At 71.2% G+C, this 9,879-nt stretch carries 9 protein-coding genes, 2 pseudogenes and 1 riboswitch; of the genes and pseudogenes, 4 read left to right on the top strand and 7 right to left on the bottom strand.

Annotation, left to right across the window (positions count from 1 at the left end; all coding sequences use genetic code 11):
• The 7 genes and pseudogenes from H0X00_RS17620 to H0X00_RS17590 all read right to left on the bottom strand — a co-directional run.
• Positions 1 to 964 (bottom strand): annotated as a pseudogene (locus H0X00_RS17620) (IS3 family transposase); the annotation flags it as partial.
• A gap of 187 nt (positions 965 to 1,151) precedes the next feature.
• On the bottom strand, positions 1,152 to 1,871 hold the full coding sequence (locus H0X00_RS17615) for a hypothetical protein (RefSeq protein WP_293773430.1): 720 nt from the start codon (positions 1,869 to 1,871) through the stop codon (positions 1,152 to 1,154).
• Between the two features lie 4 nt (positions 1,872 to 1,875).
• Positions 1,876 to 2,739: a M15 family metallopeptidase gene (locus tag H0X00_RS17610; RefSeq protein ID WP_293773428.1), complete on the bottom strand. Its 864-nt coding sequence runs from the start codon at positions 2,737 to 2,739 to the stop codon at positions 1,876 to 1,878.
• Positions 2,740 to 2,861: 122 nt separating this feature from the next.
• The gene (locus H0X00_RS17605) at positions 2,862 to 3,143 is read right to left on the bottom strand and encodes an Lrp/AsnC ligand binding domain-containing protein (protein ID WP_293773426.1); all 282 of its coding nucleotides are present in this window, start codon (positions 3,141 to 3,143) and stop codon (positions 2,862 to 2,864) included.
• Positions 3,144 to 3,177: 34 nt separating this feature from the next.
• Positions 3,178 to 4,005: a rhomboid family intramembrane serine protease gene (locus tag H0X00_RS17600; protein WP_293773424.1), complete on the bottom strand. Its 828-nt coding sequence runs from the start codon at positions 4,003 to 4,005 to the stop codon at positions 3,178 to 3,180.
• Positions 4,006 to 4,069: 64 nt separating this feature from the next.
• Positions 4,070 to 4,270: a hypothetical protein gene (locus H0X00_RS17595; protein ID WP_293773421.1), complete on the bottom strand. Its 201-nt coding sequence runs from the start codon at positions 4,268 to 4,270 to the stop codon at positions 4,070 to 4,072.
• 39 nt (positions 4,271 to 4,309) lie between these two features.
• Positions 4,310 to 6,091, bottom strand: a complete 1,782-nt coding sequence (locus H0X00_RS17590; protein WP_367186678.1) for a DEDD exonuclease domain-containing protein — start codon at positions 6,089 to 6,091, stop codon at positions 4,310 to 4,312.
• Between the two features lie 234 nt (positions 6,092 to 6,325).
• Here H0X00_RS17590 and H0X00_RS17585 point away from each other — a divergent pair, with 234 nt between their 5' ends.
• The 4 genes and pseudogenes from H0X00_RS17585 to H0X00_RS17570 form a co-directional block, all read left to right on the top strand.
• Entirely contained in the window at positions 6,326 to 6,511 is a 186-nt protein-coding gene (locus H0X00_RS17585; protein WP_293773416.1) for a hypothetical protein, read from the top strand.
• Between the two features lie 331 nt (positions 6,512 to 6,842).
• Positions 6,843 to 7,025, top strand: a riboswitch (cyclic di-AMP (ydaO/yuaA leader).
• 78 nt (positions 7,026 to 7,103) lie between these two features.
• Complete coding sequence (locus tag H0X00_RS17580) at positions 7,104 to 8,036, top strand: C40 family peptidase (protein WP_293773414.1); 933 nt, start codon at positions 7,104 to 7,106, stop codon at positions 8,034 to 8,036.
• Positions 8,037 to 8,118: 82 nt separating this feature from the next.
• Positions 8,119 to 9,510 (top strand): hypothetical protein, encoded by a 1,392-nt coding sequence (locus H0X00_RS17575; protein WP_293773412.1) that lies wholly within the window; start codon positions 8,119 to 8,121, stop codon positions 9,508 to 9,510.
• Between the two features lie 86 nt (positions 9,511 to 9,596).
• Positions 9,597 to 9,879 (top strand): annotated as a pseudogene (locus H0X00_RS17570) (M48 family peptidase); the annotation flags it as partial.

The raw sequence follows: 9,879 nt of genomic DNA, 5'->3' as shown, positions 1-9,879 counted from the left end.
CCCGGCATCGGAGTGACAGATCAACTGATCTTCCGTCACTTTGTGGCCTTCGCGGTCCCGCGACCACAGCGCCATCCGCAGCGGGATCATCACCAGGTCGGTGTCTTTGGCGGTGGCGGCGTGCCAGGCCACGATCTTCTGAGCGAAGACGTCGACGATGAACGCGACGTAGACGAACCCGAGCCAGGTCCGGCAGTAGGTGAAGTCGGCAACCCAGGTGCGGTTCGGGGCGGGCGCGGTGAAGTCCCGGTCCAGCAGGTCCCCGGCCCGGCGCCCGTCCTTGGCCGGGATCGTGGTCCGGATGCCCTTAGCCCGGCGGACCCCCTGCAGACCAAGGGATCTCATCGCGCGGTCGACGCTGCCCGGCGAGGCGGCCGGCATCGACCGGCGGACCAGGCGAGTCATCTTCCGCCGCCCGTACAGCCCCTCCGGGGCGAGCTGGCGCACGCCGTCATGGTCGACGATCCAGGCCCAGCCGCGGACCTTGTCCAGCACCAGGGCGTCGGTGACCGTTCGCTCGGCCACCACCTGCCCGGGCCGGGCCCAGGCCCGGTAGGTCCGCGCGGCGATCTGACAGCCCTGCTCACGCAGAACCCGGCAGACCGACTCGACCGCGTGGCCCTCGGCGCGCATCTCGTCGATGAACGCGCCGATCAGCGCGTGCGGGGGTCGAGTGCCCCCGCGAAGAAAATCGAAGCCCGGCGCAGGATTTCGTTGTCCTCCTCCAGGCGGCGGACCTTCACCTTCAGCTCCCGGATCTCGGCCAGCTCCTCACTGGTCGCGGCCTGGCGGTGCCCGCTGTCGATCTGGGCCTGGCGCACCCAGCGGCGGACGGACTCCTTACCCACGCCTTCCCTGCGGGCGACTGCATCGACCGCCGCCATCAGCGATGGGTCTCCGGCAGGTGCTCGAGCACCTGCCGCACACAACGTTCCTTGAGCTTGTCGTCGATCCTCTTCGGCATGGTTCGCATCCTTCCAACTCAAAAGGATGCGGCATCAAACCTGGGGCGCTTCAGGGTGTTGCCGCCGGTTCGGGCGTCGCGGTCGGTTCGGGGGCCACGGCGGACGTCGCGCCGGTGTTGGCCGGATGTCCGACGGGTCAAGGCGTCCACCCAGAACCAGCCGTAGCGGGCCGCTGGGAACAGCAGGTCAGGTCTGGCGGATCGCCTTGATCAGGTCGGCGCCAATGGCCGGGGCCTTCGCGATGCGGGTGTCGGCCAGGAACACCAGGGCGACGCGCTTGCCGTCGCGGACGGCGATCACCAGGTACTGGTTGGGGTCGGCGTCCACGCCCTGTTCCTGGCGCAGCGCGGAGACCTGCTCCGGGGTCCGGGTCACGCCCCGGAAGCCGAGGGCGACCGGGCCCCTCGGGTCAGCGCCGGCGGCCGGGCACGCGCGGATCTGGCGATCGAGGGCGCCGAGGAAGCCGTCGGGGCTCGCAGCGTCGGCGAACTCCAGGACCAACGCGACGCCGGGCTGCCCGGACGGGCCGGCGTAGGTGCGCTCGAGCGCGTACTGCGGTCGGGGGAGGGCGATGTTCACCGCGGCCTCGGGGCAACCGATCGGGACCAGACCATCCATAAGTTCCGCGACGTCCCGCGCCTGGGTGGACGGGGCGTCCGGGTCGGTCTCGTCCTCGTGCCCGGCCCCGGGATCGGCCCGTTCGGACCAGCCCTCCCCGAGGATGGCCGGCGCCGGCATCTGAGCACCCGTCAGAGGACCGGCGGTCTGCGGCACGGCAGTCTCGGCCAGAACGGGCTCGGAGCGGGCGGCCGCGTCCGGCGACGCGTCGTCGGAGGAGTCGTTACACCCGCTCAGGACCACGGCCGCCAGGAGGGCGGCGCTCAGGACGCGGGTTCGGCGACTCATCTGCTTACCTGCCGTTGCTCGAGAAGTGCTGGTAGTCCGGGTGGCTCCAGCGGGCACCCCAGAACCAACGCCGGGAGGCGAACTCCTTCGGGATCGGGCCGCTCCTGATCAGCATGCCCTTGCGCAGGTTCGACCGGTTCAGGTACGTCCGCGAGGTGGCCGGGTAGACCCGGCTGCCGGTCACGTACGGGTTCTCCTTGGTGTTCACGTCGACAGCGTTCCCGTAGGAGTGCTGGGACAACCGGCTGGGGTTGCCCGTGACGTGGCGGCAGTTGAACGCCGAGGTGTTGTCCTTCTCCATCGATGTGACGTCCGAGCCGCGGTAGCGGTCCACCGGGCGCATCAGGCGGATCGGGAAGCGGTCCGCCAGGGCCCGCTTGAACACCGCGGTCACGTCGTCGACGGCCGAGGTGCGCACCACGATCTCGCCGCGGTGCATCTTCTTGTCGAAGCCGAGGTGGGTCAGGGTGAGCTTGCGCAGCCCGGACGGGCCGACCGGGCAGCCCGGGCGGTAGGTGTACGGCAGGTCGGACCGGCTGAGCCTGGAGACCTTGAGGTCGAGCGGGACGGCGGCTGCGGCGCTGGCTGCGACGGGGTTCTGCGCGGTGTCCTGGTCGGTCGTCTGCTGCGCCTGGAAGGTCGGCTCCGCGGGTTGGACCGAGGGTGCGGGCGTGGGCTCAGGAGTGGCTGCCGGGGTCGCCTCGGGGGTGGCCTCAGGCGTCGCTTCCGGGGTGGCCTCAGGAGTCGCCTCCGGGCTCGCGCTGATCGGCGTCGGTTCCGGGCTCTCGGCGTAGCTGCCGGTGGCAGAGGCCAGCAGCACCACGGCGGTGCCGAGCACGATCGTGCTCAGGCGGCGTCGCGACGTCATGATCCCCCCAGACCGAAACGATCTTCCCCCGCTCAAAAGTCTAGGGACGGGGGACGGAGGAGATCTGGGATTCGCGGGACCTGGGTGATTTGTCGCGGCCTTTCAGCAACGCCACGAAGCGACTATTCGGCCATACCGACCGAGAACGCCGCCTCCAGGTCGTGCCGGGAGTAGGTGCGGAACGCGATGTGTGTCTCGGTGGACAACACGCCCGGGGTCTTGTTCAGCCGGCCGGGGATCACCTCGGCAAGGTCGTCGTGACGCTGTACCCGCACCATCGCGACCAGGTCGTACTCGCCGGTGATCGAGTAGACCTCGCTGACCCCGTCGAGCTGCGCGATTGCCTCGCCGACCTCGGGGATGTTCCCCATGTCCGCCTTGATGAGCACGATCGCGGTGATCACTGGAGTCCTCTCGGGGTTCGGCGAGCGAAGCCTATTAGTGCCGGCGTTTGGTGCGTGGGCGTTCCTCCGGGGTCTGGCGCTTCTCCCCGATGAACATCACGGTCAGCACGAACCCGACCGCGAACCCGACGACATGGGCGACGTAGGCCACGGAGCCCTCGCCGAGACCACCGCCCTGGGCGTAGAGGGCCTGGAGGCCGAACCAGGACGCGAGGACGAACCAGGCCGGCATCGGCAGCGGGATGAAGAACAGGAAGGGCACCAGCGCGACGATTCGGGCCTTGGGATAGAGCCACAGATAGGCGCCCAGCACGCCGGCGATCGCCCCGGAGGCCCCGACCAGCGGGGTGACCGAGTTCGGATCGGTGAACGCGAAGGCGTAGGTCGCCGTGTACCCGCAGAGCAGATAGAACAGCGCGAACCGGAACCGGCCGAAGCGGTCCTCGACGTTGTTGCCGAAGATGAACAGGAACAGCATGTTGCCCAGCAGGTGCAGCAGGCCGCCGTGCAGGAACATCGAGCTCAGCGCGGACAGCGCGGGGACCTTGTCGAAGTCCGCCGCCGGGCAGCGGATCACGCCGACCTCGGTGCGGCTGCCGGGTTCGGCCTCGTCCACGTCGCCGTTGATGACCAGGTCGACCGGCTCGTGGGGCAGCTGGTGGTTCTCGGTCAGCTCCTTGGGAATCGCCGACCACTGCTGGACAAAGGCGTCGGTCTTGCATTCGTCGGGGACGCCCGCGGGCAGGCCCTGGTCGCCCAGGGACGGACCGAAGAAGTAGATGGCGACGTTGAGGATGAGGATCGCGTAGGTCACGACGGGGAACCGCTTGGTCGGGTTCTTGTCGTGGATCGGGATCACCACGCAGTGATCATTGCGTAGCGGCCTGGGGGGCCGGTCAGCCGGTCGGCCGGGCGCCGGGGAGGAGCTACTCGCTCAGCAGCACGGCTCCGCCGACGCTGACCGCGTCGCCGATCTGGCCCGGCATGTCGGGAGTCGCGGAGTGGCCGTTCGCGGCGGCGGCGATCCCCATCGCAGTGGCCAGGAACAGCGCCGCGGCGGCCATCCGCCGTCGCCGGGTCGTCATGCCTGAGGTATCGGCCGCGGGTATGCGGATCTTGAAGATCACGTCGTCACGGTTTCGCTACGGCTGGACATCGCGGCCAGGTTACCGCCGACGGGGGAGCCGGCCGCGCGGCCGGTCGTCCTCGCGGCTGGTGTCCCGGTGGGCGTCGGCCGCCGCGAGCCAGGCATGCCAACGGCCGGCGCCGTGTAGTGGCGAACTCCACTCGCCCTCCAGAGCCACCAGTCGGGTGCCGGGTTGCTCCAGCCAGCGCAGGATCGTCTCGGTTTCCTCCGCGCTGGCCGCCGGCAACGGTCCGGTGCCGGGCAGCACGGTGGCCGCGGTGGCCTGCGCGGCTGCGACCGCGCCGAGGACAGCCCGGGCGTGGGGGGCGACGGTGGCCGCGGCCAGCCGCCCGTGCCGGACCACCGCGATGTCCCAGCCGCCGTCGCGGGCCGGTCGGGCCGCGACGAGTTCGGGGCAGCGGGTCAGCCCGCGCAGGCGCTGCATCCGCGCCGCGGTGCGCGCGAACGCGGCCAGGCGGTCCCGATGACGGGCGGCGTCCTCGTAGCGGCCTTCCGCGGAGAGCGCCTCGATGCGCGCCCGCAGCCGGGTCACCAGCTCGCGGGCGTCGGACTCCATCGCGGTCCGGACGCCGTCGGCGTGCTCGGCGTACTCCGCCGGGGACTCCCGGCCCTCGCACGGTGCGTTGCAACGGCCCATCTCGGCCAGCACGCACGCCGGCACGGTGCGCCGGAGCGAGAGCGGCTGGCGGCACTGCCGGATCCGGAACGCCTCGTGCGCCGCGGTCATCGCCTCCTCGGCGACGCGGGCGCTGCCGAACGGCCCGAGGTGCGCCTCGTCCGGGCGCACCTGGCGGACCACCGACAGGCGGGGGAAGGTCTCCTCGGTGAGCTTGAGCCAGACCATCCGCTCCGGGAACCGCGAGCGGCGGTTGTAGCGCGGCTTGTGCTCGGCGATCAGGCGCAGCTCGCGGACCGAGGCCTCCAGCTTGTGCGCGCACACGATCGGGACCACCCGCTCGGCCAGCCCGACCATCTCGGCCATCCGGGTTCGAAGCTCCGAGGCCGTGAAGTAGGTCCGCACCCGGTCCCGGATGTTGCCGGAGGTGCCGACGTAGAGCACTTCGCCGCGGGCGTCCTCGAACCGGTAGACCCCGGGCTCGGTCGGCAGGCCGGCGGCCAGGTAGCGCTTGCGGCGCTGCTCCGGGCGAACCTTGGCGGAGTAGCCGAGCAGCTCCTCCAACGTCGTGATGCCCATCGGCCCGAGGCGCTCCAACAGCCCGTGCAGGACGTCGACGGTGGCCCGCGCGTCGGACAGCGCTCGGTGGTTCGGCGTGGTGGGGGAGCCGAACAGCGGCGCCAGGGTGCCGAGCTTGCAGTTGGGTGCCTCGTCGCGGGTGACCACGCCCCTGGCGAGTTTGACGGTGTCGACGGCGGCGAACCCGGGCCAGGCCCGGCCCGTGGCCGCGCAGGCGGCCTTGAGGAAGCCGACGTCGAAAGGGGCGTTGTGCGCGACCAGCACCGAGCCGGCGGCAAACTCCAGGAACGCCGGCAGCGCGGACTCGATCCGCGGCGCGGAGGCGACCATCCCGTCGGTGATGCCGGTCATCACCTGGATGAAGGCCGGGATCGGGTTGCCGGGGTTCACCAGGGTCTGGAACTCACCGAGACGGCGCCCGGCGCGCACCTTGACCGCGCCGATCTCGGTGATGCCGTCGGCCGGCGTGCCGCCGGTGGTTTCGAGGTCGACCACGACGAAGGTGACGTCCCGCAGCGGGGTGCCGAGCTCCTCGAAGGTGCCCTGGACCGCGCGGAGCTGCCCAGGCAGCGCTCCGGCCAGCTGTCCGGGCAGTTGTCCGGGCATCGACGCAGGGGGAACCCCGGGCAGGGAGGCCGGGAACTCCGGGGCGACCGTCATGTCTTGGGACGGTAGGTGCGCCCACTGACAGCAAGGGCGAGGCGCGCCGCCGTGTTACGGGTGTGACGGGGGGTGTTGCGCATGCGGGAGCAGGGTGCGGAATCGGTCAAGATGACGGACTGTCAGAGGCCCCACCTAACGTCGCTCTCGACGACATGGCTTGCGACGGGGAGGGCCCCGATGATCATCGATTGCGACACCTGTGTGATGCGAGATCTGGCGTGCGGGGACTGCGTGGTCTCGGTGCTGCTCGGTCCGCCGGGGGCGATGAGCGCCGGCTTCGATTCCGAGGAGCGGGCCGCGCTGGAGGTGCTGGCCGACTGCGGCCTGGTCCCGCCGCTGCGCCTTGTGCCAAAAAGCGCCTGACCGACCTCGGCGGCCCGTGGCTCGGCCTGGATCGGCATCCTCCGGACCACGCGATGACCACCTGGCGAGACAAATGCCGCGCCACGCCCGGCCCTCGCCGATGCGTCATTTTTTGCGAGGAATGCCACAGCGTTCGGTCACGGCGGGTGAACACAGCGTGTAGTCCATCCGACGGACGCTGGGGAACTCGGTTAGTTCGGACACCGGCAGTGACCCAAGACAAGGTCAAGGGGCCACGAAAAGGAGTCGGTCTCGGTCGACCGACCTCCGGACCCTCGTTATGTTTCCTACATCTGGTGAGTCCTCCGACACCGCCCCGCCGGGGTGGGGGTGCCCACCACCGCCGAGTTCGGAACTGAAGCGTCCGCCCCACCGCGGCCGCCACGGACCGAAGCCGGGGACCCACCTCCACTGGGGTGAGTCGGTGCAAGCCGCAGGTAGTGGGCTCGCACCGTAGGGCCGCTGCTAGGCCCGAACCCGACAGCTAACCCGGTAGGCGGACAGCAGAAGGAGCCCCGCCCGAGTGCCCCACCTCCGTGCAGCCCGCCCTGCCCGCGGTCTGGTCGCCGTGTGTGCCGCGTTCGCTCTCGCCGTGAGCGTTCAGGGCTCAGTCAGCGCCGCGCCCCGACTCGACGTCGATGAGGCCCGGCGGCAGGTCGAGGCGCTCTACCACAAGGCAGAGCAAGCCACGGAGCGCTACAACGAGGCCCGGATGGCCCTGCAGGACGCGGAGCGCAAGTTCGGCCGCGCGCAGAAGCTCGCCTCCGCCCAGCAGTCCACCGTCAGCGAGCTGCAGAAGACCGTCGGCGCCTTCGCCGCCAACGCCTACCGCAGCGGCGGTATGGACCAGACCCTTCAGCTGGTCTTCTCCGACGACCCCGAGGCCTTCATCGCCAAGGCCGCCAGCCTGGACGCGCTGTCCTCCCGCGAGGCCGGCGCGCTGCGCAAGGTCGTCGAGGCCCGCCGCGAGCTCCAGGCCAACCAGACCGCCGCCGCCCAGCAGCTCGCCGTCGTCGAGGCGCAGCGCAAGGCGCTCGCAGGCGAGAAGTCCGAGGTCGAGAAGAACCTGCGGGCCGCCCGCGAGGTACTCAACCGCCTCCAGGCCAAGGACCGCGGCCAGCTCAACCGCGCCTCCCGTGGCGACGACCGCGACCTGCTCAAGAACCTGCCGCTGCCCAACCCGCGCGCGGCCAAGGCCATCGAGTACGCGCTCGGCCAGCTCGGCGACCGCTACGTGTGGGGTGCCGATGGCCCGGACGGCTTCGACTGCTCCGGTCTTACCATGGCTGCGTGGGGCAAAGCCGGCGTCTCGCTGCCGCACTCCTCGGCGCAGCAGTACTCCTCGGGCGACAAGATTCCGCGCTCGGAACTGCAGCCGGGTGACCTGGTGTACTTCTACTCGCCCATCAGCCACGTGGGCATGTACCTCGGTAACGGCCGCATGGTCCACGCGCCCAACCCGAGCCGCCGGGTCGAGATTGCCCCCATCGCGCAGATGCCTTACACCGGGGCCACCCGCCCGTAGTCCGGAGACGCTGCGGATGATCTTGCGGAGCGTCGCGGTCTTCGTCTGACCGTCCCAGCTCCCTCACCGTACGATTCCCGCAATGTCCGCTTCCCAGATCCCGCCGTGGCCGGGGAAGACGCCGGACAAGGTCCGGCCCTTCCGCCGGCGCGGCAGCCTGGTCGCCGGCGTGGTGGTCTCGCTGATCGCGGCCGCGGTCGCCGTCGGGTTCGCCACCCGCGATGGGGGTCCGTTCAAGGACGCCTTCGGCGACGACGGTCCGGGCAAGCCCGGGGTCGTCGAGCAGGGCGGGGTCGCCCGCGGCGGGGTGGCGGGCCAGGAGGACACTGTCGCCGATCTGCTGCAGCGGCGGGCGAGCGCCCTGGTGGCCAAGGACCGGTCCGAGTTCCTGGCCACTGTCGATCCGCAAGACGCCGAGCTGCGCCAGGACCAGGCCCGCTGGTTCGACAACCTGACCGAGGTGCCGCTGGCGGCCTGGACCTACCGGATGGCTCCGCGCGAGGACGCCCGGCTCCCGGCCGCCGCCGTCGCCGAGGCCGTCACCGCCGGCCTCGACAGCTTCGGCTCGTTCGTCGACGTCGCGCTGCGGATTACCGGCTACGACAACGCCGACTCCACCCACGACGAGGTCTACGTCTTCACCCCGCGGGAGGGCCGCTGGTACGTCAGCGGGCGCTGGGTCGCCCCCGGCCGCGGCAACCAGCAACTCTGGGACGTGGGCAAGGTCAACGCGCTGCGCAGCGACCATGCCCTGGTGCTCGGTCTGCCCGAGGACGACGAGCTCGAGCCGATCGCGGACGAGGTCGACGCCTCGGTACTGCGGGTCGACGAGGTCTGGGGCAAGGCCTGGCCGCGCAAGGTGCTGGTGCTGGTCACCCGCACCGAGGACGAGATGGCGGACCTGCTCGGCGGCAAGGCCTCGGCCTACGCGCAGTTGGCCGCGATCACCCGGGGCGAGCTCGGGGTGGCCGAGGAGACCGCCGCGGCGGAGCGCGTCGTGATCAACCCCCGGGCCTACGCGGACCTCTCCGAGGTGGGCAAGCGGGTGATCATGACCCACGAGGTCACCCACGTCGCGGTCCGCTCGGCGACCCAGGAGTGGACGCCGATGTGGCTGGCCGAGGGCTTCGCCGACTACATCGGTTACCAGGGCAGCGGACTGGCGGTCCGCTTCATCGCCCAGGAGTTGGTCGAGGACCTGCGGGGCGGCATGGAGATCACCGCGCTGCCCTCCGACGCCGACTTCAAGACCACCAACGCGCGGTTGCCGCAGGCGTACGAGATGGCCTGGCTGGCCTGCTCGATGATCGCCGAGGAGCACGGGGAGGCCAAGTTGCTGGCCTTCGTCCGCCAGGCCGGCGCGCCCGGCGGCAGCGCGGCTTCGGTGGAGAGGGCCTTCGCCGCCGTGCTCGGCACGACGCTTGCCCAGTTCACCGCGGACTGGCGCGAATACCTAGACGAGACGCTGTCCTGACAGATCGTCAGGAACCGGAGTCCGGCCGGCACCGATCGCCGCGCGGCGAGGCGGACCCGCGCCGGCCGGCGCTGGTCGCGCTCGGTGTGCTCGCCGTCGCACTGCTGATCGTGATCGTCACGACCACGCCGTGGGAGACGCTGCCGACGCCGCCCGGCGGCGGGGTCGCCCCGGACGCGGCGCGGGACTTCGCCCGGGCGGACATCGCGCTGGAGGACCGCTACCACCGGTGGCTCTGGCCTGCGGTGCTCGGCGCGACCGCCCTGACCTTGCTCGCCACGTTGCTCCTCGGCTTCACCGCGGCCGGCGCTCGCGTGGTGCGCGCGGTGGCCCGCCCACTCGGCGGCGGCGCGGCGGCCCAGCTCGTGC

Origin of the sequence: Sporichthya sp. (assembly GCF_013815995.1) — a bacterium.
In the GTDB taxonomy this organism is placed as follows: Bacteria; Actinomycetota; Actinomycetes; order Sporichthyales; family Sporichthyaceae; genus Sporichthya.
Note: the sequence above shows the minus strand (reverse complement) of the source record. Positions and strands in the feature narration are given on the sequence as shown.

Bases quoted from the DNA above. Each gene is read 5' to 3' on its own strand.
- H0X00_RS17615 (WP_293773430.1), bottom strand. From the start codon at position 1,871: ATGAGTCGCCGAACCCGCGTCCTGAGCGCCGCCCTCCTGGCGGCCGTG.
- H0X00_RS17610 (WP_293773428.1), bottom strand. From the start codon at position 2,739: ATGACGTCGCGACGCCGCCTGAGCACGATCGTGCTCGGCACCGCCGTG.
- H0X00_RS17590 (WP_367186678.1), bottom strand. From the start codon at position 6,091: ATGCCCGGACAACTGCCCGGACAGCTGGCCGGAGCGCTGCCTGGGCAG.
- H0X00_RS17585 (WP_293773416.1), top strand. From the start codon at position 6,326: ATGATCATCGATTGCGACACCTGTGTGATGCGAGATCTGGCGTGCGGG.
- H0X00_RS17575 (WP_293773412.1), top strand. From the start codon at position 8,119: ATGTCCGCTTCCCAGATCCCGCCGTGGCCGGGGAAGACGCCGGACAAG.